Below are 26611 nucleotides of genomic sequence, written 5' to 3'. Positions count from 1 at the left end.
AGAGTGTATTGTTTACACAAGTGAAAAGTGCAGATTTACAAATTAATTATTTATACAACCATTAAGGCGTTAAAATCACAAATTGTGAATATTTTATTAACAAATCATTAATAAAAAGATCACTTATTTAAAATTTTTATAAAGTAAAAATCCTGCTGTTACGGATAATGTATCATCAAAATCATGCGTTAAGCATTTATATTAGTACAAAATTGTTTTATCCCTTTGAATTTTACCCTTGTTAACGCTATAAAAATGTTACACAATTTACTACAGTTAAATGTTAAAATATCATCATAATTGAGCAGTAATGTCATTACAACATTTATTATTTTACGGATTTATAAATGTAGTAGGAACATTTATAAATAAAATAATAAATGTTCCTGCTACATTTATTTACAAGCGAACGTAACATTGATATTTGTCAAAAAATGCCTTTCCACTAAAAAGCGCTATACATTTTAAATGCATAGCGCTTTTTAGTGGAATATATTCAACCTTATAAGTCAAGGGATCATATAAGACATTATATATTATTATTAAAAAATATCTTAACAATAATTTCCATATCCTACTTGCTCCACCACACAGACGCCATATGAGTATCACTTGAATTGGTGCCAATTTGTACAACAAATTCCCCCGGCTCCCACTCATATTTTAACTGGCTGTTGTAAAACTTTAATTGCCCGGGAGTTATTGCAAATGATACCTCCTTAGCCTCACCCGGCTGCAGGCTTATCTTTTTAAAATTCTTCAATTCTTTTACCGAACGGCTAACAGAAGCTGCAGGATCACTGATGTATAACTGAACTACTTCCTCGCCTGCGTATTTACCGGTATTGGTGACCGTTACGGTGGCGGTTAAGGTTTCATTTCCTTTTAATTTGGTTTTACTTAATTTAACGTCGCTGTAACCAAATGTGGTGTAGCTTAAGCCATAACCAAACGGATAAAGCGGATCATTTGAGATATCCAGGTAGTTTGATTTAAATTTAGATGGCCCCTTACCATCATAAGGCCTGCCGGTATTTTTGTGGTTATAATAAATAGGGATCTGCCCTACACTGCGCGGGAAGGTGGCAGTAATTTTACCGGCCGGATTATAATCGCCAAATAAAACATCGGCTATTGCATTGCCGGCTTCGGTGCCTGGTGCCCAAACATCAAGTATGGCGCTGGCATGGTCGTTTTCCCAGGTTAAAGTAAGCGGGCGACCGTTAAACAAAACAATAACAAGCGGTTTTCCTGTTTTGGCCAGGGCCTTCAACAGGTTCTTCTGGCTTTCGGGAATATCAATATCAGCACGGCTTGATGATTCGCCCGACATGMTTTGCGACTCGCCTACTACCGCCACAATCACATCCGATTTTTTTGCAGCTTCAACAGCGTCGGCAATCATTTCATCAACCGGTTTTTTATCCTGGGTTACCATTTTCTGGCCAAAAAAGTTAAGCCTGTTTATAAAGCTAAGGTCATCGGTAATGTTTGATCCTTTTGCGTAGTTGATTGTCACATTATTGCCTGCCACGTTTTTAATACCCTGCATCACACTAATTGATTTTTCCCATTCACCGGCCACTACCCAGGTGCCCAGCATATCGCGCTGGTTATCGGCCAGCGGGCCAACCAATGCAATACTCCCTCCTTTTTTAAGCGGCAGGGTTTGCGCGTCATTCTTTAATAATACAAATGAATGTTTAGAAATATTACGGGCAATACCGCGGTTTCCGGGCGTTAACACATCGGTGGCTTCCCTTGCCGGGTTAATAGATTTATAGGCATTATCAAACAGGCCCAATTTGTATTTTGCCTCAAGCACACGACGGCAGGCCAGATCAATATCCGCCTGGCTTATTTTACCTTCTTTCAACGATTTTTTAAGCGTTGTTAAAAAGCCTTCGCCAACCATATCCATATCCAGTCCGGCTTTTAATGCCAGTGCCGATATTGTTTGCAAATCGCCAAGGCCATGGGCTTCCATTTCGTTTACAGCCGTATAATCTGATACTACAAAACCTTTAAAACCCCATTGCTTACGCAGTAAATCGGTTAATAACCATTGGTTGCCTGTGGCAGGTATACCATCAATAGTATTAAATGAGCTCATGAAACTGCCTGCGCCTGCATCAACAGCCGCCTTATAAGGCGGCAGGTAATCCTGGTACATTTTAATGCGGCTCATATCAACCGTATTGTATTCCCTACCCGCTTCGGCCCCGCCATATAATGCAAAGTGTTTTACGCAGGCCATAACCGCATCGGCATTTTTCATGCTGCTGCCCTGATAACCCTGTACCATCGCTTTGGCTACCTCCCCTCCGTACCAGGGATCTTCGCCCGATCCTTCGGAGATCCGCCCCCAGCGGGCATCTCTTGCAATATCAACCATTGGCGAAAACACCCAGTTTAGCCCTTCGGCAGTGGCTTCTTTAGCAGCTATCTGGGCCGATTGTTTAATCAAACCCATATCCCAGGTAGCCGACATCCCTAAAGGGATAGGGAAAATGGTGCGGTGCCCGTGTATAACATCCAAACCAAATATAAGGGGAATGTGCAACCTTGATTTTTTAACGGCCACGTCCTGTACTTCTCTTACCTTATCGGCGCCCCAAATGCCAAATACACCACCAATGGCGCCATTTTTAATTTTGTCTTCAACTCCCTTATTTACCACCGAACCTGTTGTTGCTGCACCGCTGGTTACCAGGTTAAGCTGACCAATTTTTTCGTCGAGTGTCATTTTCTTCATCAAGCCACTCACAAAAACATTCATTTTCGTGTCCACGGCTTGGGTTTGGGCCGATACCTTATTAAAAGGCAGCAACACCACACAAAGCGGAATAACCCTGGCTATAAGTTGAGTTGAAAAATTCTTGTTCATTTTTTTAATTTACGTTGATAGGAAGATTAATTAACAGAATTTGATAGGTAAAAGCGCAATATGCCCCTTGTATAACTACTTAATTAAAAATTATCGTTTATAATTGGCTATAATACAGCAACAAACTTATTGTGTATAAAGTACACAATAGTAATTATTATAATTAAATAATCAAACTATTTTTGTAGAATAGCGCAAATGTTAAGCAAACAAGAACTAATTGAGTACTGTAACGAGGCCCGTAAAACCTACCTTGAGCATATTTCTATTGACTGTGTGGTTTTTGGATTTCACGAAGGGCAAATGAAGGTGCTGCTGTTAAAAAACCACAACGAGGAAAAATGGTACCTGCCCGGCGGCTTTGTGCTTAAGCGCGAACCTATTGAAATGGCGGCCAACCGCATACTACATGAACGCACCGGCCTTGATGAGATCTTTTTGCAGCAGTTTCATATTTTTGGTGATCCGGATAGGTCAAAGGTGCACAATGAGATGTATGCCGATATGCTGCCGCCCGAGCAAAACTGGTTCTCGAACAGGTTTTTAACTATAGGCTATTATGCCTTGGTCGACTTTTTTGAAGTAACACCAAAAGCCGACCGTTTCTCGGAGCTATGCGGCTGGCGCGACCTGGATGATATGCCCGAACTGCAGCTGGATCATTCCCTGATATTTAAAACCGCTTTGGATACTCTGCGCCTGCAGCTAAACTATCAGCCTATTGGCTATAACCTGATGCCAAAAGAATTTACCATGCCCGAGCTGCAAAAACTGTACGAAACCATACTGGATAAAAAACTGGACCGGCGCAATTTTCAACGCCGTATATTAGGCTTTGGCATCCTTAACCGTGCCGAGCAACCCCGTAAGGGAGGAGCACATAAAGCCCCTTATTTATACTCTTTCGATCTGAAGAATTATAGTAATGCATTAACGGAAGGTTTTAAGGGGGGATGGTAGAGATTATACCCATGACGTATTTGCAAAAAAGCCTTTTGTCATGCTGAACGGATTGAAGCATCTATTATACGCCATGCTTCTTCGCCCCGTACAGTCTCCGAATAGATCCTTCACTCCGTTCAGGATGACAACCTTTTAAAACGTCATTTCCCCTTCAGAGTCCCCGGACTTTAGTTCTCGCAATCACGATCTATTTACTTAATTTAAAACCCTATTCCGCCACATACTCCAGCTTCACCTGCACATTTAAACTTTCGTTCATTTTGGCAAACTGGCCCGAGTTACGGGTAAAATCGGCATCGGTATCCATATACATATTGGTTATTTTAACCATTTCGGGATGCTTATCGGTGCCTATATTATAGGTAAGGCCCTGGCCACTCTCTAAACTTTCTTTAAGTTCGAGGTATTGCCTGCCTGTAATGATGATCATTTTTTCTGCAGTCATTGTAATTCAATTTATAATTGGAAATACTTAAACAGGCTGATAATGGTTTAGCCGGATGTAATAATAACGTACTAACTGTTAAATCCAACAGCTTTATTTTCCTGTTTATTATATTTACCTCAAATATAACTGATAATCTGGCTTCATGATCAACCTTAAAAAATTACTCCCTGTAGTTTTACTATTGGGCACTACCATAGCATCGGCACAAATAACTTTACCATTAACCACTACCCTGCAAAAAACCTATACCAAAGGCACACGTACCAAAGGTGGTGCGCCTGGTATAAATTACTGGCAAAACACGGCAAACTATACCATAAAAGTAAATTTCGACCCTAAAACCCGCTGGCTTAGCGGCACAGTTGGTATCGATTATATCAATAACAGCCCCGATACACTTAAAAAAATCCAGTTTAAGCTTTATCCCAATATTTATCAAAAGGGTGCAATACGGGATATGGCGGTATCGCCAAACGACCTTACGGATGGCGTGCAGATCAAATCCATGAGCATAGATAACCAGCTATTAGATAGCGCAAAGCGCCACATCAGCGGCACCAACATGGAGGTAAAGGTGCAGCCTGTCAGTCCTAAACAAAAAGTTCATTTAGATATTGCCTATTCCTACACGCTTAACAAAACATCACATATCCGCACCGGGCAGGTAGATGATGGCGCTTTCTTTATAGCCTACTTTTTCCCGCGTGTTGCTGTTTATGATGATATTGATGGCTGGAACGAATACCCGTATGTAGGTTCGCAAGAGTTTTATAATGATTTTTGTCATTTCAGCGCCGAGATCACTGTTCCCGGCGATTACCAGGTTTGGGCAACCGGTGATCTTAAAAACCCCGATGAGGTTTACAATCCCAAATACGTAAAACTGATAACCGCAGCGGGCCATGATGATAAGGTAACTGATATTATTACCGAAGCGGATTTGGCGGCAGCGGATATAACTAAAAAGAACCTTACCAATACCTGGAAATTTGAGGCCGATAGTGTTACCGATCTGGCCTTTGCCACCAGTAATCATTACATCTGGAAGGCAAGCAGCCTGGTTGTTGATCCAAAAACCGGCAGGCGTACCCGTGTAGATGCAGTGTTTAACCCTGCCCATAAGGATTACTTCGCGGTAGTAAATTATGCCCGCAAAACGGTAGAAACCATGAGCTATAAATTCCCTAAATGGCCTTACCCATACCCGCATGAAACCGTTTTTGACGGCCTGGACCAGATGGAATACCCCATGATGGTAAATGACAACCCGCTGGATCAAACCGAGGATGCGATAGAATTAACCGACCATGAGATCTTCCATACCATGTTCCCCTTTTATATGGGGATTAACGAAACCAAGTATGGCTTTATGGACGAGGGCTGGGCAACTATTGGCGAATGGCTTATTAGCCCGGAGATTGACCCTACAATTGTAGATCTTTATGGCATGGGCGCGGTAAATGTTTCTGCAGGATCTGAACAGGATTTACCGATCATGACACTTACCCCCGCGTTAACAGGCGTTGGCAAATTCATCGATAATTATCCTAAACCAGGCCTGGGATACCTGTATGTAAAAGAAATGCTGGGCGATAAACTGTTTACCAAAGCCCTGCACAACTACATCAGCCTTTGGCATGGCAAACACCCCATGCCGCACGACTTTTTTAATTGTATGAACGCCGGAGCAGGCATCAACATGAACTGGTTCTGGAAAAACTGGTTTTTTGATAATGGAATACCCGACCTTGCCATTAGCAAAGTAACCCATGCGGCATCAAAGTATACCGTTTCAATTACCAGCATAGGCAACAAAGCAGTACCCATACATCTCACCGTTTTTTATGTGGATGGCAGCAAGCAATTGGTGGGCAAAAGCATTGTGGCGTGGGCAAAAGACAACAAAACAACCACGCTGAGTTTTATTGCAAAAGGGGCAATAAAACAAATCTTGCTGGGCACCACTTACGATGCTGATGCAGATAAAAAGAATAATGTTTGGAAACCCTGAGGTTGGAGCAAGGATTTTGGGAGTAAAGATAAAGGACAGGGAAAAGAAGCTAAGACTTCTCCCAATCGTCATGGTAACCGGCCGTTTTTGAAGGAGATATACGATTAAAACAAACACGTCGATGGGTAGGTACGAAGCAATGACGGTTCTGAAAACTTATCAAATACATAACGCCAATCTTCTGTCTTGATACTTGATACTAATTACTTGATACTAAAAAAAATAATGAGGCAAAAACTACCAATTGATAAATTCACCGAGCCGGTAAGTAAGTTCATACACCAGGAGCATACCAGCGGGATAGTGCTTTTTATTAGCGTTTTGGCGGCTATTATTTGGGTAAATTCCCCGTTCGCGCATTCATACCATCAGGTTTGGGATATTAAAATTTCGCTCGGTTTTGGGGGCTATGTGCTCGATCATCCATTGCACCTGTGGATAAACGACGGCCTGATGGCAGTATTTTTCTTTGTGATAGGCCTGGAGCTGAAACGGGAATTTATGGCCGGCGAGCTATCTACCTTAAAAAAGGCATCGCTGCCCATGGTAGCCGCTTTGGGCGGGATGCTGGTGCCTGCCCTCATTTACTTTTTCATTAACAAAGGTACAGATGCCGAACATGGCTGGGGTATCCCTATGGCTACTGATATTGCCTTTGCACTTGCACTTCTATCTATAGCGGGCAAGCAGATTCCATCGTCGGTAAAAGTGTTTCTATCGGCTTTGGCTGTGGCCGACGATTTGGGTGCCGTATTGGTCATTGCCATATTTTACAGCTCGCATATTGCGCTTGTGCCATTAACTATTGGGGTTTGGCTATTGGTGATATTACTCATTGGCAATAAACTGGGCATCCGCAGTATTATTTTTTATTTGGTGATAGGCTTCGCGGTTTGGGTAGCATTTCTACTCTCGGGCGTGCACGCTACCATAGCCGGTGTACTGGTAGCATTTACTATCCCCGCGCGTACACGCATCAACGAAAAAAGCTATGCCGAAAGCCTGAAGAAATTGTTATTTGATTTTGAAAAACAGATCCCAAACAACAGCACCCTTACCACATCCGAGCAACACCATACCATCGAAAAAATAAAAGAACTAAGCATGGATGCCGAAACACCGCTGCAAAAAGTAGAGTACGCCCTGCATCCCTGGGTAGCTTTTATAGTAATGCCGCTGTTTGCGCTTGCAAATGCCGGGATCATTATTGGCGCCGGTTTCTTTACATCGTTGCTTAACCCGGTAAGTATGGGCGTAGCCATTGGTTTGCTTGCAGGTAAATTTGCAGGCGTTTTACTGGCAACCTGGCTAATGGTTAAATTTGGCGCGCAGCTACCCGCAAAAGCCAGCTGGAAACAAATTACAGGCGTAGCCCTGTTAGCCGGGGTTGGTTTCACCATGTCGCTTTTTATCTCAGGTCTGGCATTTACCCATCCCGAAATGGTTAACCAGGCTAAGTATGGGATTTTGCTGGCTTCGCTATTGGCGGGGATTTTGGGGGTGGTTGTGTTGAAGAAATCGTAAGGGTTTTTTGAACCAGGATTTTATCTGAACCGGAATTAAACGAATTATAGAATTTTGCCACAGTGGTTTAGCTTATGGTCGGAATATATTTACTAATTGATATTCAGCATCTTATTTGTTAAGAGTAACATATAAGTAACAAACGGAATTAACGGAGTCGAAAAATTAATGGTCAGTTTACATTGCATGTAATACGTCATCGGTTTTGTATCTTAGAACTATGGAAATAAATTTGATCGCAAAGAATAAGATAGCCGACTATATTCAGCAGCAGCCCCAAGCGCAAACAGCTTTTTTAAACTGGCTTAGGGATTTTCCTTATAGGGAAGCAAAAAGTATATCCCGGCAAATTGAAAGATCATCCCCGGGTGAGTCTTCTTCTGCGTCCTCGCCATTAAATAACGGCGAATACCAAATTGAGTATCGTACTAATTATTTGCTTAAAACCACTTATATTTCTTGGCTGGGTACACGAAAAGAACTGGAAGATTATATGCATGCCGAGTTTAAAAAAGAACGGGCCAAAAATCCGGGTTTAAATTTCCGAGTTATAAAAACAACCGTCGTACTTACCCCGCCGCCGATGTCGTCCTCAATAAAGCATACGGGAGAAATAATGGTAAATGCGGACGGCAACCCAGTCAATATTAATTTTATTAAAGAAGTAACCGTACATCCCAGACCACTTTATGTAGAAAGCGATCTGGATTACAGAACAAAGGTAGAATATGAGCAGGCCTTAAACAGAGCTATTTCTATTTTTGACGCCCGACCAGATACACCCGAATTTGAGGAATTAAGTTCATTGCTGCCATTAGTGAAACACTATGAGGATACCAAACTTATTTTACCTGAGTTGGACATATCTGATGTTATTAGGCTTACTATAAAAAACTTCGACTTACTCAGGCCGATGTTAAAACCCATAATTGGTCGGCAAGAAGAAGTAGACCTGTTTTTGGCAGGCAAACAACAACTCCCAGAACAAATGCTTAAGTTAATATGTAATAATCTTGGAATCCGATATTAATCTAAGCCTTTTTTTAACCAAAATACATCTAACACTTGTTCAATTTTTGAAGAATTCTTAGTTTACTTTTGCATTTTAAAAATCTCTGATGGCAGGTATTAATCTTCTTGTCCTTATCAAAACATAAGTAATTTTTTATTTTATCCGTTTTATAATTTCAATACAAGCCCTGCTGTTGTGATAAGGGCATTTCCAAAGGCCAACCTTATCTTCACCAGGCATAATGCTGCCGTCTTCCTTTATCCCCCAAAACCATTCACCGTTTTGCTGATCCAGTATTTTAGCCTTTACAAAAGCCCAGTTTTTTACAGATAGATCAAGGTATTTTTGATCCCGGCTGATTTGCCAGGCGTTAAAAAAGCCCACCATCGCCTCGGCCTGTACCCACCAGTGTTTCTCCTTAATGAGGTGATGTTTGGCAGGCTCGTACTCGTACCATAAACCGCCGTCGTTATCCAGGCCTTTCAAAACAACATCGGCTATCAAAGGGCACATTTCCTCAACATCCTCTTCCAACAATATGTCATTTATTACCTCGGCAGCTTCCAGCAAAAGCCAGGTTGCCTCAATATCGTGCCCGTATGATATCGTATCCGATTTTCGAGTCCAATCTTCATCAAAGAACAACACGAGATGATGGGTTTTTACATCGATAAAATGATCGAAAAAATTCCCTATCAGCGTTTTTATCTGCTTCCGGAGTCCTTTATCGGGCCAGATCCGGTATAGGTTGGTGTACGCCTCCAGTACATGCAGATGGGTATTCATGGTCTTCTTTTCGTTGGCGTCTTTGGCGCTCAGGCGCAGATCGCCAATAGGTTGCCAGTCGCGGGTGAAGGCTTCCAAGTAACCGGTTTTATGCTTGTCGTAGCTTTTATTAACCAGTAAATGATACAGGGCTATTGCGTGTTCTTTCACAGCAACCAAGCCCGAAGCCCTGTAATATTCGCTCAGGGCATATATGGTGAATGCGCTGGCATAAACCTGCTTTTTAGTATCCAGTTTATTGCCTTCATAATCAACCGACCAGTATACACCGCCAAATTCGGCATCAATAAAATACCTGCTTATATAAGCATAAGCCCGGTGCGCCATTTGCAAACTTTCGGCATCCGGCCTTAAATTATAAGCCGCCGAAAAGCTCCACAAGATCCGCGCGTTCAGAACCGAACCTTTGGGTGCATTGGCGGTAACATTGTTATCATTATCTATCTTACCAAAAAAACCGCCGTTTATCTCGTCTGGCGCATGTTTTTGCCAGTAGGCAACTATGTTACTTAACTCAGTAGTAAGTTCGGTTTTGTAGTTTGCCAATATATCTCCGGGACCATCTGTATGTATATGCATTTTTTATAGATAAAAACCGCTACAAAGCTAAAAAGTCATTGTGATGGAATGATATTAAGGCTATTTTCTTATAAAAATTTCAAACAGCATCCTGCAAATTTTTATTCCTGTTGATAATCTCATAAACCGTATCAACCGAAGTTGATGATCTAAATCCATCCGCAGGGGTATTCACCACATAATCAACCAGTTTATCAACTGTGGTGGTAGCTACATGCATGCGTGAATCTGATGAAGCATAATAAATAAATACTTTGCCATCCTCATCGGCTATCCAGCCGTTACAAAAAACAACATTTGATACATCGCCCACCCGTTCTTCTCCCTCGGGCGCTAAAAAGTAACCACCGGGCTTGTATAAAACTTTGGTGAGGTTATGCAGGTCGGTCATGAACATGTACAGCACATAACGCAACCCGGCTGCGGTGTTACGTACGCCATGCGCCAGGTGCAGCCATCCTTTGCCCGTTTTTATAGGCGCCGGGCCCTGGCCGTTTTTGGCTTCGTAAACGGTATGATAAATTTTATTATCGATGATAGTTTCCTGGTCAATAACCGCATTTTCCATGTTATCGGTTAAACCAAAACCAATACCCCCACCCGTACCAGCGCTTATAAAACCATCCTGCGGACGGGTGTACATGGCATATTTGCCATCGACAAACTCGGGATGCAACACTACGTTCCGTTGCTGCGGCGAATTGGTTTTTAAATCGGGCAGGCGTTCCCACTGCGCCAGGTCCTTTGTGCGGGCAATTCCACAGGCGGCAACAGCCATTGATTGATCGTGCGCCGGGGCGGCGGGGTCTCTCCTTTCGGTGCAGAACAGGCCATAGATCCAGCCATCCTCGTGCTGCGTTAATCGCATATCGTATACATTGGTATCAGGCTCATCCGTTTGCGGCAGATCGATAGGATATTCCCGGAAAGTGAAGTTGCTCACGCCATCGGGGCTTTCGGCCACTGCAAAAAAGGATTTACGATCTGCCCCTTCCACACGCACCACCATCATATACCTGCCATTAAACTTTATAGCGCCGGCATTAAAAGCCGCATTGATACCAAAACGCTCCATGAGGTATGGGTTGGTAGCAGCATTCAGGTCATACCGCCAGTTGATGGGGGTATGTGCCGCCGTAAGCACCGGGTTTATATAACGATCAAAAACACCATTACCGGTACCGGCTGTTTGATTGGGTTTTGTTATAAGTTGTTGTTGTTCCTGTTGCAGCAGGGCCAGCCTTTTTTTAAATTCAGGGGTCATATATATCTATGCTATCAATAATCTTTTAATTTATTCCACCATGTTCTTTTCAGGATCAGCATGATCACAGCCAGCAAGGCTACGGTTACCAGCAATGGCATTTTTCGGTTGAGGATGAGATACATGGGCAATATGGTAAGGCATAGTTGCCCTATTGTACCTATTACCACGTTGAACATATTCAGTTTGAAGTTTTTATTGGGTACGAAGCTTGCATCCTGCGCCATTACCAGTTTTTTAACCGGCTGCCAGAAACCCCAGGGACGTACATTGCTGTAAAAAGCTTTTAAAACCTCCATATCTGTAGGTGCGCTTGCATAGGAGCCTATAACCGAACCGGCCATCGAGATTAAAAACAACATCGGGAACCAGTACAGCAGCGCTCCGGTAGGAAATAACTGCGGAAACAGGAAGGATAACCCGGAGAATATCATCGAGGATAAAATGCCGGCCAGCATCCCATAAAAGAAGCCATTGGCATTAAAGCGCCACCAATGCCATTTGAGCACGTTGGATGCGATGTAGCCGCCGTAAAGCGCCGATACGATCCATTGCAGCACACTGTTTACATCCTTTACAAAAAAGCCCAGGAACACCCCTACTGCTACTACAACTACTCCAACCAGGTAATTCATAGTGATGATTTTTTTGGTAGATGCTGCAGGGTTATAGTATTTAAGATAAATATCGTTAACAATATAGGCCTGGGCCGCATTCATGGTACCGCTGAATGTACTCATGAAGGCCCCTAATAAACCGGCAAGCAACAAACCCACCAACCCTACAGGTAAAAAGTTATTGATAACCGCCGGCAAAATCCTTTCAAAATCGATACTACCGGCGGCATCTTTCAGGTTCATTTCATGGTAATACAGCAAACCCAATATGGTTAAACTTACAATAAGCGAGTAGCGGATAGGCAGCAGGATAATGCTTACAAATCCGCTCATTTTACTGGCTTCCTCGGGCGAACGGGTGGAGAGGATCTTTTGCATATCGTAATTTGGCGCCGGTCCGGCCAGCGCCGCGAAGAAACCTTTAAAAGTCATCATCATAAAAAACAAGCCGAACAGCGAATAACCGTCTTCCTGTATTTTTTGGTTAACCTCGGTAATAATGCCCGACCAGTTCATATCCAGGTGCTTACCAAAAAATGGACTGTACCAGCCGTCAGGCACGTTGAGGTTATGCGCGGTTAACTTGTTGGCAGCTATAAAACCTATCCAGATACAGGCAACAGACATAATGCCGTACTTAATCATGTCGCCCAAAACAATGCTATGCATGCCGCCCAAAATGGAATAGAACATAGCAAACAGTGTAAATATAATGCCGTAAATATGAGGCACATACTGCGGAGCAATATTGAAGGGAACATATACCTTCACCAAATCCCATGGAATAAAGATCTCGATGAACTTACCCAGGCCAATAAACCCATAAGCCAAAAAGCCCAGGCAGCTTAATAAAGCAAATGCGATCACTATTTTGTGTGAGCTGCCTACACCAGGGCCGGTTTTGCCAAAACGGGTAGCCAGCCATTCGGCACCTGTGGCAGCGTTTGAGCGGCGCAGCCACCGCGAGAGGTACATCATTAAAAACACCTGGTTAAATACCGGCCACAGCCAGGGGATCCAGATGCTTTTCATGCCATATACAAAGCACAGGCTCACCATCCACATGGTGCCGCTGATATCAAACATATCCGATGCATCACTCAATCCCAGCTTATACCAGGGCAGCGATTTACCACCAAGCATATAACTCTCCTTATTTTCGCGGGCCTTTTTACGATACCACAAACCAATAAAAATGGTGCTTAGCAGGTACAACACTATGATGGTAAGGTCGACTAAGTGCAGCTTCATCTATATAATTTGAGAATTTGAAGATTTGAGAATTTGAAAATTCCAAATTCTTATCAAACCCATTAATTGGCGTTTCCAAAAATGGGTTTATAAAAGCTATTTTTATAATACTTTTTTAACCTTAAATTTTACTTATTGACGAGTTGAGTAAAATTCATGATGAATTGGCTAATATTTTGAAGAAGAAAAGCCAGCTCTTGCCTGATATTTTAAGATGCACTTTACACTCTACTTTGGTATACCTTTGCAACACCTTTCATACACTTTCCAATCACTTTACCGTTATCTTCCATATACCTGACAGAACCCTTAATCCAGCCCCGAAATACATGTAAAACACTTGAAATAAAGTAATTATATTTATTTTTTTGTATTGTAGTTCTTTAGAAAAAAGGGAAGTAGTTATAACTATTGCCGGGAAAAGGCACCCCTTGTGACTACATCCAAATATACAAAAAAAGTCAAAGTTTTCCAACCGCACCCCGTCAAAACAAACGCTAAGCAGCTAACTTTCGGAATGTTCACTAATCTTCAAATTACCATATTTTCAAATTGCTTAAATAAACACCCGGTTACCGGTGTACGTTTCCCTGAACTCTTTGGGGATACACAGCTTTTTGCGTTTAAAGATCCTGTTGAAATTAGAGATATTGTTAAACCCGCATTTATAAGCTATTTCGGCAACGGTGGCGGTGGAGTCTATCAGCATGCGGGAGGCGTGGCCAAGGCGGATCTCGTTTAAACTATCGATAAAGGTTTTACCTGTACGTTTTTTGATAAACCTGCTGAAGGAAGCCTCGGGCATGTTGGCAATTTTTGATACCTCGGCAAGGGTTACCTGTTTGTTGTAGTTTACATTCATGTGCTCAAATACCTTTTCGATACGGCGGCTGTTGTAATAAAACTTATCGTTGGTAAAACTCGGATCAGATAACATCCTCATATTGCGCGATATAGAAAGGTCATGCAGGATAGACATCAGCTCGAGCACCGAATCAAAGCCGCTCTTCTTATCCAGGTTTATGATCCGGTCTTTCAACGCCAATATCGTTTCGGGCGAAAAAACTATCCCGCGTAGCGAGCGCTCCAGCATGCTTTTTACAAAGCTCATCTGGTTACGTTTCAGGAATTTTTCATCAAACAAATCTTTGTGAAACTGGATGGTTACCTCGGTAATCTCCTCGCTCTGGCATTGGTGCGTAAACCAGGCATGGTACAAATTAGGGCCAACCAGGGCCAGCTCCACATCATCAATCACCTCAATATGGCCGCCTACCACACGCCTGGCGCCTTTGGCATTAATAACCAGGTTAAGTTCATACTCATCATGGTAATGCAGCGGGAAATCGAACTTTTTTTTAGCTCTCGAAAAAATGGTAAAGCAATCGCTGGGGGTGAGCGGCGTTATTTCGCGCATCACATTACTTGCAGGCATAAATTGTACAGGTTTAAATAGAAGAAAATATTGATACGAATTTAACAAACAAATATCAACTATCCATCATTTTTGTAAGTTTTGAATAATTTTCTTCAGTGTATCCCATCATCTTATCTGCCAGATCACCATAAAAAGCAACTATTTTCCAGGCAATTTATGTGTATATAAAACATCAAAAAAATGAGAAAAATCATAGAAAAATCGAGAAAAATCTATAAAAAGTAGTCATTTATGCGACAAATTTTTACACTTAATTAACGCTCATATAAATTGTAACATTTAGGTTTGCACCTAAATAGAATTTTAACTTTTAACCCAAATGGTCAGTACTTAAAGTACACGTTTATGCGGGTAAGGGCAGGCATTTAACTGATGATATTAAGGCAGCGCATAAAGCATTGGTCATAACAATTTAACATTGCGTCCTATAATATATTCACAGGCAAACAAATAGTGAATAATTGTTGTAGATTAACCATAACAAAAAAGAATCAAAAACTACTACCCCATATTTAATGGATACAGCAGAAAGCACACCGGCAGTAATAAAAAAAAGGTCGAAACTCAGGCAAAGTGTTACCGATTTTTTTATCAGCCTGTACCGGATTAACCAGTTCATTCTCCGCTTTTTCAGGGAGGCGTTTATGCCGCCTTTTGAGCTTAAAGAAGTAATGAAACAATGTTTTGAAGTAGGTGTACGCTCATTTACATTAATAACCGTAACCGGCTTTATTGTCGGGGTTATATTTACCAAGCAATCAAGGCCGTCGCTTTCGCAATTTGGGGCTCAGTCGTGGCTGCCGTCATTGGTTTCTATAGCCATTATGCGGGCATTGGCTCCCTTGGTAACTGCATTAATAGCATCGGGTAAAGTTGGCTCAAGCATTGGCGCCGAGCTGGGCTCCATGCGCGTAACCGAGCAAATAGACGCCATGGAAGTATCGGGCACCAAACCTTTTAAATTTTTGGTATGCACCCGCGTGCTGGCCACTACGCTTACAATCCCCATTTTATCAACCTATACCGGCTTTATTGCTATAGTTGGCGGATTTTTAAATGTAAACCAAAACGAGGGCACTACCTGGAGCACGTTTATACAGGAAGTATTTGATCCCTTAACTTATACCGATTTTGTGGCATCGCTTGTAAAATCCATTGTATTTGGGTTTACCATTGGCATAGTGGGCTGCTACCAGGGCTTTAACTCCAGCAAAGGAACCGAGGGTGTGGGCAAGGCCGCCAACGGTGCCGTGGTAACCGCCATGTTCCTGGTATTTATTGAAGAGATTATTATAGTACAGATAACCAGCTGGTTCCGTTAATTACAGGGAGATATGGAGAAGAAAATAGTAAAAGCAGACCACAACAACCCGGTTATCAGCGTAAGGGGGCTCGAAAAAGCTTTTGAGGATTATGCCGTTTTGCGTGGTATCGACCTTGACCTGTACCAGGGCGAAAACCTGGTGGTGCTGGGCCGGTCGGGTTCTGGAAAATCTGTTTTGATCAAGATCATATCCGGTTTGCTAAGTCCGGATAAAGGCGAGGTTAACGTACTGGGGCATAACCTGGCCCACATCAGCGAAGAAGAACTGCAGCAGCTGCGCATCAGGATAGGTTTCTCTTTTCAAAACAGCGCCTTGTATGATAGTATGACGGTACGCAAAAACCTGGAGTTTCCGCTGGTACGCAACCAAAGGAGCATTACCCGCCAGGAGATCAACACCGCGGTTGAAACAGTGCTTGATGCTGTAGGCCTGTCGCAAACCATTAACCAGATGCCATCCGAGCTTTCGGGCGGGCAGCGTAAACGGATAGGGATAGCGCGCACGCTGATCCTTAAGCCCGAGATTATGCTGTATGATGAGCCCACCGCCGGCCTCGACCCTATTACCTGCATCGAGATCAACGACCTGATTAACGAGGTACAGGAACGTTTCAACACATCATCCATCATTATAACACACGATTTAACCTGCGCCAAACAAACCGGCGACCGCATAGCTATGCTCTTAGACGGGCGTTTTCAGCGTACCGGCACCTTCAAAGAAGTATTTAATACCGACGACAGCCGGGTTAAACCTTTTTTTGATTACAACTTTATACAGTAAAAAAAAGACATTATACCATTATCATGGATTCATCAGAAAATAAAAAAGCAATTATAGTAGGCGTATTTTTAGCCTTAGGCTTAATCCTGTTTATACTTGGCGTATTCACCCTTGGCGGCCAGCAAAAGTCTTTTGTAAAAAACATAAAGCTCAGCTCGGTTTTTAGCGATGTTGCGGGGCTAAAAAAGGGCAACAACGTTTGGTTCTCGGGCGTTAAGGTAGGCACCATCAGCGCGGTTAAATTTGTAGGCCCCGCCGAAGTACAGGTTTTTATGAATATCGATGAAGCCTCCCAGCAATACATCCACCGCAATGCCCAGGCTAAAATCAGCTCGGATGGTTTAATAGGTAATAAGATCATTGTGATAGATGGCGGCAGTCCGCAGGCGCCCGAGGTACAGGATGGCGATGTGCTGCAAGCCGAAAAAATGCTGTCGACAGATGATCTTCTGAAAACCCTGCAGGAAAATAACCAGAACCTGCTTGCCATAACCACCGATTTTAAAGCCCTGAGTCGCCAGATACTGGCTGGTAAAGGAACCGTTGGCGCTTTAATGGCCGATAATACCATGGCCAACCAGTTACGCGCCTCGATGCTTAACTTACAGGCAGCCACCCAAAGCGCGGCCCAAATGGCCGTGCAGCTTAACCACTTTAGCAATAAGATGAATACCAAAGGCGGCCTTGCCGATAACCTGCTTACCGATACCGCTACATTCAACAAAATAAGGCAGGCGGTAAACCAATTGCAAAGCGCCGCTAACAATGCATCAACCCTAACCAATAACCTCAACAAAGCCAGCGACAAGCTGAATAGAACGGATAACGCCATTGGCGTATTACTAAACGACCCCAGAGGCGCAGTACAGGTACAAACTACCCTAAACTACCTGCAACAAAGCTCCATCAAACTAAACGACGACCTGGAAGCCGCCCAGCACAACTTTTTCCTGAAAGGTTTTTTTAAGGATAAGGCGAAAAAAGCGAAGGCAGATAGTTTGAAAAAGGCGGGGCAGTAAGCTTTACAATTCAATTATTATTGTCATTATAAGATCTAAAATCCGGGGACTCTGAAGTGGGAATGACGTTGTTAAAAGGCCTGTCATGGTGAGCCTGTCGAACCATAGCGGGCAAAGTCCTCTCCGCACGAGTCTTCGACAGGCTGCCAATGACAAGTCTATAACTTGCTGATTATCAGTATTGAAAAAATGTCATTTTCAATGCGATTATTTGTAACCAAATAAAGATTACTCAGACTGACAGGCCTTTACACCTCGAAATCGAATACCTCATGGGTAGCGCCGCGCGGCAATCGCGAACGGTGCAGGTCCGCTCTGTATAGCGGGATGAAAACAGCCGGGAATAAAAACTAGGCTAACTATTTACTTTTCTGGCGGAGGTGTAGTATCAGGCGTACTGATTTCGGGTTTTTCTGCAGGCGGCACCTCCTGCGGTATATTTTCGGGTCCTTCTTCGGGTACCTGTGGCTCACCCGGATCGGTAGGTTGCCGTATTTCCGGCCTTTCGGGTGTAACCGGCATTTCATCCGGTTCTATGGGCATCGTTCTCTTTTTCATATGGAAACAACAATGCAGAATTAGCAATGTTTGCAAAGCAGATGTGTGGATGTCTCTCTTGCCTGAACCTTGATTTATAGGATTAGGAGATTGCCAATTTATAACTGGGTCACAAGTCAGCCGTCGCGCTATTCCACATCACAAGACTTGCGCCAAGATGGTGCCGCCCACTAAATTGCCGGGCATTTTTTTGATTGATCATAAGCTTCTGGCATATAAAGATCGCCGACCAGAGTTAATCCTTCGCTTTTGAACTGAATTTTTTGTTTCATAATATTTACCGGAAGAGTTGCCTCTTGACCGTTTGTGACAAAATATATAAAATTAATTTTCGATGGCCATTATTTATAGGGATTGGCGTAGCTGAAATATGATTAAATGCTATATTATTGATGGAAGGATATGTATAGTGTTGAACCGGGTAGTGAGTATGATAATTTGCAGTTCTTGCAGGATATAATTTATATGAATTCTGTTAGATTCACAAAACGCCCTGAAGAACTGCAAATTTATACCGCATTGATTTTACTTGCCCCAAAAATCATCTTCCTGCTCCTCGTCTTCGGTAAAAATTTCAGCTTGATGAATCTGGCCATTCTTAACAGTGTAGAGATCAATGTTTATTACATTCAGCAACTTCAGGGAATTTTGAGCTTGCCAGTGAAGTACACAGGCTACTTTGTCGCCATTTACGGAAATAGAATTGTACTCATTTAATTTTATGGTATTGTTTGATAATTCAAACATCTTCCCAACCATCTGAAATACTTCATCGCGGTTATTTTTTACACCAGACAATTGATTATTACCTGGTTGCTTCCACTGTATTTCAGGGTGTAATAAAGTTTCCAGTTGTCCCAAGTCGACAGCCTGAACTGCGTTTAAAAAATTTACTACTACTTGTTTTGTGTTGTTTTCCATGACAATTTATGAAGTTTAGTGATTTAATATTTTCAAAGATCAGATATTGAACCTGCCAGGAATTACCATTAAAAGAAAAAGGCTTACCATTTTACGCCAAAATTTGTTCGAGAATCTTAGGGATAGTAATTTTATCTGTACTATGGCTGACCAACAAAAAAAATTGATAATCGGATTATTAGGCTACTTGGCACAAAGGGAATGTTCACCTGATGATTTATGCCGGCTTGCGAATATTTCAATGAGCCAGTTAAGAAATGATGAACAACCACTTACTGAGAAGCAGATAAAAGATGTGTGGATTAATGCAGTCCATATAAGTAAAGATGATTTATTTGGTCTTCATTTTGGTGAATCGCTTCAGCTTTCTGCCCTTGGAATTGTCGGGGAACTTATAAAAACCAGCGACAATGTTGGTAGTGCATTAACCATTGCAGCATCATTTACACCACTGATAACCACCGCCTTCGTTTTAGCTATTGAGCAACAAAATGAAACATTTTCTATAGAATTTAAATCAGAAATTACCGATTGGCAACAGATTTCGTCTATTACACAGGTGTTGGATTTTCTGATGGTCTTTGTAATACATGAACTTGATGGACTGGTAATGCGTAAATTGCATCCCCTGGAAGTATCCATCGCCCGACCGATTAAATATAAGTCTGAATATGATAGAGTGATGCGTTGTAAAACGATTGCAGACGCAACATCAAATAGAATAACCTTTGATAAAGCATATTGGAATCTGGAAATTATAACTGCTAATTACGATATGCAACAGTTTCTCTTACAAATTAGTAGCAAGGCTTTGCAAATGAATGAAAATTCAAAAACTTTGAAAAGCCGCATTTACGACTATATGATTGCCAACTCATATTTAGGTGTACCGTCACTGGATGACGTCGCCTCGAATTTCAATAGCAGCGCACGTACCTTGCAAAGAAAACTTAAAGATGGCGGCATAAGCTTCCAACAACTGGCGGATGAGGTTAAGAAATCTATTGCAACAGACTATCTACAAACAGGGGATTATTCGGTTAAAGAAATATCATATATGCTTGGTTACAATGAACTAAGTGCGTTTACGCGAAGTTTCAAGCGCTGGACCGGCTATCCACCTACAAGTTTTCAGCGAATAACCAGCAACTGAATCATTCCGCTAACCTCTGGTCGGTGTTTTCACCGCACCAGCCTAAGCCTGGATATTGCATCTAACACCCGATTATAACCGTAACAACTTTACATGATAACAGTGGCTGTTAAAGCCTTTTTGAAAAACGGGATCATCAACAAATTGTCACTTATAATGATCCTGATTTAGAACAAGCGATGATTTTCTCACATAAATACAAGTCGATCAACTATATTTACACTCAGCACAATCCCTCAAATCTTAGAATTAATTTATATGGCCGACATTGAGAGATTGATAAAAGATTTTCAGGACTCTGTCAAAGAAGTAGTTGAATTATTCTACAAGAAATACAGCAGGAAAGATCTCCTGTGTGCATGGCATGAAGGAATTTATCCTCAGACCGGTAAAATAGGCCCAACTGCCAAATATTCCTTTCACGGGTTAGGACTGGCCGTAGAATTAAACGATAAAACTATTGACTTTGACTTTGGGGAAGATGATCGTATCGATGGCTTTGATACCTGGAGGCTATGGAAATTCGCCGACTCTCAAACAAAGTATAAAAAAAATTATACCAAACAGTTCATAGAGACCGAAATACTAAAGCTCAAACAAAGCAAAAAAATCTACAAGTTACCCGGGGAACATAATTACTACTATTCTTAGCTTCCTCCGCTGTTCGAAGTCTCCGACTTCGAACCACTATGAGCCATCATGATAATTTTAGCTGCGAAATAAGCCGTCACATCCGTAACTGTCGCCYATGCTTCACTTTCATCATAATCAAGTTCTCTATAAGGCAAAAATAAGTATATAACAGCTCCTGTTTCTAWCAGGCTTATAACGATATTAGGTAATTCTGACAGCACATTTTTCTTCAGCACAAATAAACTTATGATATACAGGGGAACAGATATTATCGACAGAAAGAGCAACCCCCACTTGGTCCATCTGTATCCTTTTCGTATTAAATGTGCGATAAGAATAGTGAGGACAAGGGCGAGGAGTTCTTCGAGTATTCCTGGCTTAGGCTTAACTATAAAATAGCCAACCGCGCTAGTAAACGCAGATGCTCTCACCAGGTTTGAGGCAACTATTAGATTATGGTTGGTAGCGTTCATCTCTGATTAATTTAGGCCATGTAAGATAAGAAATTTTGGATAAGATCATTTCATTCCAGCTGTTCGAAGTCTCCTGGCTTCGAATCGTTTAGCCTCTGGTCGGTGTTTTCACCGCACCAGCCTAAGCCTGTATACTGCATCTGATCCCTGATTACAACCGTAACAACTTTACATGATAACAATAGCCTATTGAGGCCTTTTGGAAAACAAGATCATCAACAAATGGTGCGGTTTTTACCTTAACCTTCCATTTAGAAAAGATATTTGATTTATTGTTTTAGATTTAGCGAGTTAAACTAAAATCTTCCAACATGGATATCGGCGGTTATTTTATTGTTTCTGTAGTAGTGGCATTGGTAAGTATATTATTGACAAGGTTTATCTTAAGCATCCCCACATTTTTAAGGAAGGCGGATACGATCATCAGACTTTTGTCTGTGATTGCAGAAAGGCAGGGAGTTGAACCAGAAACAGTGGAACGTATCAGAAACGGCGGGACAATTAAATAAATTAGCGGCCCTCTGTGTCGTCCTAAAAAAGTTTGTGAATCCCCGCTGTTCAAAGTCCCCCTTCAAGCAGCAAGGTTATATGAATATCTGTTTTTTACTGGCTGCTCTTTTTTACTATAAACGACATATGTTCGCTTAATGGGCCATTATCACCAAGCCCTTGTACATTCAACTGGAAGCGACCTGCTATATCCCCGGTATAGAAGGATACGTTTACTTCATTTGCTGAATTGATCTTGATTTCAGGATTCCAGTAAATAGTTGATTCATATGCAGGTTCTGAACCAGAAATTAATGTCTTATCTATCGGATAATATTCCTTTGGCAGGTTGATGCCATTTATAATACGATTATATGTTTTTTGTGAATCATCTTTGACAAACAAAATGCAACCTTTATAAACAACAGGAAAAAGGCTGCCTTTCATAATATATCGACCATTAATGAAAGGCTTATRTGATCCCGGAGAAGTAATAGTATGGTAAGAGCAGTTTAAAATACCGTTTTCACATACAAAATCGTTGCATATGCCATTTTCTTCCTTATGCCATTTGATCCCATCGATGAAAGAATCATTAATCTTTTGAACTTTGATAATTACTTCTTTTAAGGCAATAGTCCTGTCTATACCAGGGAGCATTTGTTGAGAATAACTGACCACAGGCAAATACGTCGCCGGCTCTGGTGAAAGATTGAAAGCCAGGCTTTGACTTATCTTCGGATAAGGGTCGGATATGGTAATTGAGTACATTTCGGGTATTTTGCCTGCAATCATCAACCTGAGCCTTTTACCCATATTTATAAGCATATTTTTTGGCTCCAATTCAAATGTACCATCGGCGTTTGTATCAAACGACTGTATCCCATCGCCATTATTTATAGTTATTGTAACCGGTTTTTTCAACGGCCTGCCAGAAACCTTAACCTGCCCCGTAAAACGAATAATAGACTCTGAACCGACAGTATCCGAAGGGAGGCCGGTCATTAAACTTCTCCATGAATATTTTCGCCAGCCTCTTACCAAAAGCAAGTCCTGTACATAATCCACATTATCATAAGCTTTGCCAAGTGGATCAGGAGGAATTTGCTGCAGTTGGGAAGTTAAATACGCATATGTTGTAATATCAATTTGCTTTGAAGATTCCAGCCTGTTAGACTGAACACATGCAACCGAAATTTTTGCATTACTTTCTACGCCATCTTTATTTTTAAGTTTGAGCCTAAGATTAACTTTCTGCCGGGTCATGTACTCACTTCTATCAGTTTTTAAACTGATGACCGAAGTTTGTTGATAATGAGCAAAAAAAATCCTTTCTGCCAACGGCCTTCCGGTGATATCCAATAAAGTGATCGTAGCTAATCCTTTGGGTGCATCAACAAGCATTATCCTTATATCTGTTGACAAAGGGGCGATTGTTAGTTCGCGGTACGCGATTACATCATTGAAGTTGTGAACCAAAAGAATAACTTTCTGCTCACTAACGCTTTGCAGCTTTACTTTCAATGTATCGTCTGCAAGTGCATTAACGATATGTATTGAGGCACCCTCCGGCGAGGCAGGAGGTAAAAGATAAGTCGTATCCCGTAAAGAAATGTTTGCTGTTTTAAGTATTTGAAATGAATAAACACAATTTTTTTCCGGAATGAGTCTGAATTTACCAATGCCATCATATCCTGTTGATATGGTATCCGTGATTTTTCCGTTTTTTAACACCGTACCGGAAATCCTCAGGCTTTTTCCTGTTATCGATCGCGCTTCCCAGCCGATCAGATTCACTAAGCCTTCAATCATATCGCCCCCTTCCGGATAAAATTCCACCACTGGTTGGGCATAAAAGTCGGGAATTTTTAGTTTAAGTAACTGGACGTCTTCATTTTTTGCCACCTTTACATCCAGGGCAATTCCGGCTGCTGGCAGTACATCTATTATATATTCTCCAAGACTATTTGTCCTGGCATTACGAACTTTAGTACCTGTTGTGTATGTTATGTTAAAGCCAGATTTGTTGGCCAACTCACTTGACTCTATTTTAACCAATGCTTTCAAAAGGCCTTTAGCATCGGGGATTGTATCCATTAATTTAATAGACGACCGGAAGTGTGAAGTTTTAGCAGTTTTAATAGTAACGGGCTGATCGAATGACATAACAGGTTTCCCCAGTGAATTAAGAACATTGGCATACACCAATAAATGATAATTACCAGGCCCAACAGTATCGGGGATATTAACATTAGCGCACCAGGAACTATCCTTCATTGCAAAAAGTTCCTGAACAATTAACCTCCGATCATTATTGTCCACTAAGGCAACCGAAAGGGTAAGATTGTTTTCTTTTATTCGCCCCATCAAATAGGCTGCTAACCAAATGGTCTCATTATTTGTATAAATAGTTTTGTCTGTATGAACATACAGCAAACTATTAGTATTTTTCTTCTTGAAATTTGAGATTTTTTTAACCAGCGAATCCTGAACTTTGTTTCGCATTTCAGATGAATTTATGGGCGGTTGCTGAAGAATGTTAGCCTTAAGTTCAACTGGGGGTTCATAATTCAGGGGTAGCATTTCAGCTATTCGGAAATTCCCCCAGGCGCCGCTATAAGCTAAGCTGTTTGGCGATAGCAGGCTTCCATTGCTATCAAAAAAAGCATTGGGCTCATTAAATGTAATTAATGTAGTTTTGGTATTACCGGGATCAGTCAAGTGCCCTACACCTCCGTTCTTTGCGAAATGATGGTTATCGCTGTGAATAACAAAAAGTCCGTCATTTTCACAACTTAGTTCATAGCTTTGAGAAGCATTTGTTCTTTTTAAAACTTCGACGGGAGTTAAGGGATAATCTCTCAGAACGGGAATATTTTTATCTAATTTTGACTTTGCGGTCCAGAAGGATAGAGAGTCCCCTGCATTACCAGAAATTGCCTTAGTTTTCAAAAAATAATTCACCTTCGCTATTATCAGACTATCCGGCGGACGTCGGGAATTCGGTTCGAATGCGTATTGATATACCCGAAATCCTTCTTCCTCCATTTGACCGGCAATAATTGAACGTAAAAAGTGCATTGAGGAATTTTGATATATTTCCAAACGTCGTTGCTGCCATTTTTTTTGTTGGTTGGTCGTTCCCTTTAATTCTTCAAAAAATACAGAGCCATCATAATGAGTTTTTAATGTTCCGAAATAGTTGCTGATTTTATAAAAGTTGCTTAACAGGTATTTTATTCTATATCCAAGACCCAGATTTTCGATTATTAAAAAGTCTGCAGATGATGCGCTTAGCGTATTTGATGCATTATCATAATTGAAGTCGAGCATTTCCGGATTAATGATTTTGCAATCACGAGCCATGGCAGATGTGCCTAAAAACTCGTCACTGAACTGCTTTAAAGATTTTGTAAAATTTGCATTTTTTTGAGATTTTATTTTTACCTCCATCAAACCAATAACTTTGGGTTCGATCTTAATATCCGGGAGATTATTTTCATTTTTATCAATTATCAACGACTGTCGGAAAGTCTCAAAACCAACCATCGACACAACTAACTCGTAGTTACCCTTTTTTATGTTGTTCAGGACAAACGAGCCGTCACCCAAAGTTTGTGTACCATTTGTTGCATTACTTAGGAATACATTGGCATTGATAACTGGCTTACCATCCTTATTATTAACAACCTTACCAGACATTTTAATTTGCCCAAAGCCGTAAAACGGTATCAATAGAAAAAACAGAGTTAAGTATTTTTCCATAATGTGATAATAATAATTCAGGTTTACCAATAAAATTGGAGCAAATAGGAGATACTGATTTTGCTAAAGTAAGGTATAAATTTTCCCTTATAAAGGCAGAACATTTTGGTCAGATTATAATAATCTTAAAAAAATTGAATAACCCGTGGTTCGAAGCCTCCGAACAATTATGAGCTATCATGATAATTTTAGCCGCAAAGTAAGCCGTCACATCCGTAACTCTCGCACCTATGCTTCACTTTCATCATAATCAAGCTCCCTATAAGGCAAAAATAAGTATATAACAGCTCCTGTTTCTAATAGGCTTATAACGATATTAGGTAATTCTGACAGTACATTTTTCTTAAACATAAATAAACTTATGATATACAGGGGAACAGATATTATTGATAAAAAGAGCAACCCCCACTTGGTCCATCTGTATCCTTTTCTTATTAAATGTGCGATAAGAATAGTGAGAACAAGAGCGAGGAGTTCTTCGAGTATTCCTGGCTTAGGCTTAACTATAAAATAGGCAACCGCGCTAATAAACGCAGATGCACTCACCAGGTTTGAGGCAACTATTAGGTTATGGTTGGTAGCGTTCATCTCTGATAACTTAGGCCATGTAAGATAGGAAAATTGGATAAGGTCATTTAATTCTCCCCGCTGAAGCCTCCGACGAACAGCGGGGAGGTGTTTCTATGCCAGACTTTTACGCTTGAATAGCAGC

21 protein-coding genes are annotated in these 26611 nt (G+C 41.4%); 10 read left to right on the top strand and 11 right to left on the bottom strand.

The genetic code is table 11. From position 1 onward, the window contains the following. Positions 1 to 574 precede the first annotated feature (574 nt). Positions 575 to 2887: a beta-glucosidase BglX gene (bglX, locus tag AC1DO4_RS01140; protein WP_477412159.1), complete on the bottom strand. Its 2313-nt coding sequence runs from the start codon at positions 2885 to 2887 to the stop codon at positions 575 to 577. 198 nt (positions 2888 to 3085) lie between these two features. Here bglX and AC1DO4_RS01135 point away from each other — a divergent pair, with 198 nt between their 5' ends. After that, the gene (locus tag AC1DO4_RS01135; RefSeq protein ID WP_477412157.1) at positions 3086 to 3847 is read left to right on the top strand and encodes an NUDIX hydrolase; all 762 of its coding nucleotides are present in this window, start codon (positions 3086 to 3088) and stop codon (positions 3845 to 3847) included. Between the two features lie 211 nt (positions 3848 to 4058). On the opposite strand, the gene AC1DO4_RS01130 is transcribed toward AC1DO4_RS01135, so the two are convergent. Then, positions 4059 to 4295, bottom strand: coding sequence for a hypothetical protein (locus AC1DO4_RS01130; RefSeq protein ID WP_477404402.1), 237 nt, complete (start codon positions 4293 to 4295; stop codon positions 4059 to 4061). Between the two features lie 145 nt (positions 4296 to 4440). Between AC1DO4_RS01130 and AC1DO4_RS01125 the strand changes: the two genes are divergently transcribed. From AC1DO4_RS01125 to AC1DO4_RS01115, 3 genes are all read left to right on the top strand, one after another. Then, a complete protein-coding gene (locus AC1DO4_RS01125) occupies positions 4441 to 6309 on the top strand; it encodes a M1 family metallopeptidase (protein ID WP_477412155.1) in 1869 nt (622 codons plus the stop codon). 225 nt (positions 6310 to 6534) lie between these two features. Next, a complete protein-coding gene (gene nhaA / locus AC1DO4_RS01120; RefSeq protein ID WP_477412153.1) occupies positions 6535 to 7833 on the top strand; it encodes a Na+/H+ antiporter NhaA in 1299 nt (432 codons plus the stop codon). Between the two features lie 220 nt (positions 7834 to 8053). Beyond that, the gene (locus AC1DO4_RS01115; protein ID WP_477412151.1) at positions 8054 to 8863 is read left to right on the top strand and encodes a hypothetical protein; all 810 of its coding nucleotides are present in this window, start codon (positions 8054 to 8056) and stop codon (positions 8861 to 8863) included. A gap of 135 nt (positions 8864 to 8998) precedes the next feature. Here AC1DO4_RS01115 and AC1DO4_RS01110 read toward each other — a convergent pair whose 3' ends face one another. The 4 genes from AC1DO4_RS01110 to AC1DO4_RS01095 all read right to left on the bottom strand — a co-directional run bounded on the left by AC1DO4_RS01110 (position 8999) and on the right by AC1DO4_RS01095 (position 14777). Continuing rightward, entirely contained in the window at positions 8999 to 10210 is a 1212-nt protein-coding gene (locus AC1DO4_RS01110; protein WP_477412149.1) for an AGE family epimerase/isomerase, read from the bottom strand. Positions 10211 to 10289: 79 nt separating this feature from the next. Next, entirely contained in the window at positions 10290 to 11474 is a 1185-nt protein-coding gene (locus AC1DO4_RS01105; protein ID WP_477412147.1) for a glycoside hydrolase family 130 protein, read from the bottom strand. Between the two features lie 14 nt (positions 11475 to 11488). Beyond that, positions 11489 to 13342 (bottom strand): sodium:solute symporter family protein, encoded by a 1854-nt coding sequence (locus AC1DO4_RS01100; RefSeq protein ID WP_477412145.1) that lies wholly within the window; start codon positions 13340 to 13342, stop codon positions 11489 to 11491. Between the two features lie 556 nt (positions 13343 to 13898). Then, a complete protein-coding gene (locus AC1DO4_RS01095) occupies positions 13899 to 14777 on the bottom strand; it encodes an AraC family transcriptional regulator (RefSeq protein ID WP_477412143.1) in 879 nt (292 codons plus the stop codon). A gap of 518 nt (positions 14778 to 15295) precedes the next feature. Here AC1DO4_RS01095 and AC1DO4_RS01090 point away from each other — a divergent pair. Genes AC1DO4_RS01090 through AC1DO4_RS01080 form a run of 3 tightly spaced genes read left to right on the top strand, consistent with a single transcriptional unit; the run spans position 15296 to position 17907 of the window. After that, on the top strand, positions 15296 to 16102 hold the full coding sequence (locus tag AC1DO4_RS01090; protein ID WP_477404293.1) for an MlaE family ABC transporter permease: 807 nt from the start codon (positions 15296 to 15298) through the stop codon (positions 16100 to 16102). A gap of 12 nt (positions 16103 to 16114) precedes the next feature. After that, a complete protein-coding gene (locus tag AC1DO4_RS01085; protein WP_477412140.1) occupies positions 16115 to 16888 on the top strand; it encodes an ABC transporter ATP-binding protein in 774 nt (257 codons plus the stop codon). A 23-nt stretch (positions 16889 to 16911) separates the two neighbouring features. Further along, positions 16912 to 17907: an MlaD family protein gene (locus AC1DO4_RS01080; RefSeq protein WP_477412138.1), complete on the top strand. Its 996-nt coding sequence runs from the start codon at positions 16912 to 16914 to the stop codon at positions 17905 to 17907. A 363-nt stretch (positions 17908 to 18270) separates the two neighbouring features. On the opposite strand, the gene AC1DO4_RS01075 is transcribed toward AC1DO4_RS01080, so the two are convergent. Both AC1DO4_RS01075 and AC1DO4_RS01070 read right to left on the bottom strand, forming a co-directional pair. Beyond that, positions 18271 to 18465, bottom strand: coding sequence for a hypothetical protein (locus tag AC1DO4_RS01075; RefSeq protein WP_477404287.1), 195 nt, complete (start codon positions 18463 to 18465; stop codon positions 18271 to 18273). A gap of 525 nt (positions 18466 to 18990) precedes the next feature. Then, positions 18991 to 19386, bottom strand: a complete 396-nt coding sequence (locus AC1DO4_RS01070; protein WP_477412136.1) for a nuclear transport factor 2 family protein — start codon at positions 19384 to 19386, stop codon at positions 18991 to 18993. 142 nt (positions 19387 to 19528) lie between these two features. On the opposite strand from AC1DO4_RS01070, the gene AC1DO4_RS01065 reads away from it, so the two are divergent. Then, entirely contained in the window at positions 19529 to 20539 is a 1011-nt protein-coding gene (locus AC1DO4_RS01065) for an AraC family transcriptional regulator (RefSeq protein ID WP_477404283.1), read from the top strand. Between the two features lie 258 nt (positions 20540 to 20797). Then, positions 20798 to 21190 (top strand): DUF6896 domain-containing protein, encoded by a 393-nt coding sequence (locus AC1DO4_RS01060; RefSeq protein WP_477412134.1) that lies wholly within the window; start codon positions 20798 to 20800, stop codon positions 21188 to 21190. Here the strand turns inward: AC1DO4_RS01060 and AC1DO4_RS01055 are convergent. Beyond that, positions 21187 to 21645, bottom strand: coding sequence for a hypothetical protein (locus tag AC1DO4_RS01055; protein ID WP_477412132.1), 459 nt, complete (start codon positions 21643 to 21645; stop codon positions 21187 to 21189). The genes AC1DO4_RS01060 and AC1DO4_RS01055 overlap by 4 nt on opposite strands. 311 nt (positions 21646 to 21956) lie before the next feature. Between AC1DO4_RS01055 and AC1DO4_RS01050 the strand changes: the two genes are divergently transcribed. Then, positions 21957 to 22154: a hypothetical protein gene (locus tag AC1DO4_RS01050; RefSeq protein ID WP_477412130.1), complete on the top strand. Its 198-nt coding sequence runs from the start codon at positions 21957 to 21959 to the stop codon at positions 22152 to 22154. A 94-nt stretch (positions 22155 to 22248) separates the two neighbouring features. Here the strand turns inward: AC1DO4_RS01050 and AC1DO4_RS01045 are convergent, their stop codons facing one another. Further along, on the bottom strand, positions 22249 to 25899 hold the full coding sequence (locus AC1DO4_RS01045) for a carboxypeptidase regulatory-like domain-containing protein (RefSeq protein ID WP_477412128.1): 3651 nt from the start codon (positions 25897 to 25899) through the stop codon (positions 22249 to 22251). 228 nt (positions 25900 to 26127) lie between these two features. Then, a complete protein-coding gene (locus AC1DO4_RS01040; RefSeq protein ID WP_477412126.1) occupies positions 26128 to 26487 on the bottom strand; it encodes a hypothetical protein in 360 nt (119 codons plus the stop codon). Positions 26488 to 26611 lie beyond the last annotated feature (124 nt).

It is taken from the genome of Mucilaginibacter sp. P5_A6, assembly GCF_056400585.1.
This window is presented reverse-complemented; position numbering and strand designations above follow the sequence as displayed.

What these genes read in the sequence shown, in the direction of transcription:
- AC1DO4_RS01135 (WP_477412157.1), top strand. Translation starts at nt 3,086, where the DNA reads ATGTTAAGCAAACAAGAACTAATTGAGTACTGTAACGAGGCCCGTAAA.
- AC1DO4_RS01130 (WP_477404402.1), bottom strand. Translation starts at nt 4,295, where the DNA reads ATGACTGCAGAAAAAATGATCATCATTACAGGCAGGCAATACCTCGAA.
- AC1DO4_RS01125 (WP_477412155.1), top strand. Translation starts at nt 4,441, where the DNA reads ATGATCAACCTTAAAAAATTACTCCCTGTAGTTTTACTATTGGGCACT.
- nhaA (WP_477412153.1), top strand. Translation starts at nt 6,535, where the DNA reads ATGAGGCAAAAACTACCAATTGATAAATTCACCGAGCCGGTAAGTAAG.
- AC1DO4_RS01115 (WP_477412151.1), top strand. Translation starts at nt 8,054, where the DNA reads ATGGAAATAAATTTGATCGCAAAGAATAAGATAGCCGACTATATTCAG.
- AC1DO4_RS01110 (WP_477412149.1), bottom strand. Translation starts at nt 10,210, where the DNA reads ATGCATATACATACAGATGGTCCCGGAGATATATTGGCAAACTACAAA.
- AC1DO4_RS01105 (WP_477412147.1), bottom strand. Translation starts at nt 11,474, where the DNA reads ATGACCCCTGAATTTAAAAAAAGGCTGGCCCTGCTGCAACAGGAACAA.
- AC1DO4_RS01100 (WP_477412145.1), bottom strand. Translation starts at nt 13,342, where the DNA reads ATGAAGCTGCACTTAGTCGACCTTACCATCATAGTGTTGTACCTGCTA.
- AC1DO4_RS01095 (WP_477412143.1), bottom strand. Translation starts at nt 14,777, where the DNA reads ATGCCTGCAAGTAATGTGATGCGCGAAATAACGCCGCTCACCCCCAGC.
- AC1DO4_RS01090 (WP_477404293.1), top strand. Translation starts at nt 15,296, where the DNA reads ATGGATACAGCAGAAAGCACACCGGCAGTAATAAAAAAAAGGTCGAAA.
- AC1DO4_RS01085 (WP_477412140.1), top strand. Translation starts at nt 16,115, where the DNA reads ATGGAGAAGAAAATAGTAAAAGCAGACCACAACAACCCGGTTATCAGC.
- AC1DO4_RS01080 (WP_477412138.1), top strand. Translation starts at nt 16,912, where the DNA reads ATGGATTCATCAGAAAATAAAAAAGCAATTATAGTAGGCGTATTTTTA.
- AC1DO4_RS01075 (WP_477404287.1), bottom strand. Translation starts at nt 18,465, where the DNA reads ATGAAAAAGAGAACGATGCCCATAGAACCGGATGAAATGCCGGTTACA.
- AC1DO4_RS01070 (WP_477412136.1), bottom strand. Translation starts at nt 19,386, where the DNA reads ATGGAAAACAACACAAAACAAGTAGTAGTAAATTTTTTAAACGCAGTT.
- AC1DO4_RS01065 (WP_477404283.1), top strand. Translation starts at nt 19,529, where the DNA reads ATGGCTGACCAACAAAAAAAATTGATAATCGGATTATTAGGCTACTTG.
- AC1DO4_RS01060 (WP_477412134.1), top strand. Translation starts at nt 20,798, where the DNA reads ATGGCCGACATTGAGAGATTGATAAAAGATTTTCAGGACTCTGTCAAA.
- AC1DO4_RS01050 (WP_477412130.1), top strand. Translation starts at nt 21,957, where the DNA reads ATGGATATCGGCGGTTATTTTATTGTTTCTGTAGTAGTGGCATTGGTA.
- AC1DO4_RS01040 (WP_477412126.1), bottom strand. Translation starts at nt 26,487, where the DNA reads ATGAACGCTACCAACCATAACCTAATAGTTGCCTCAAACCTGGTGAGT.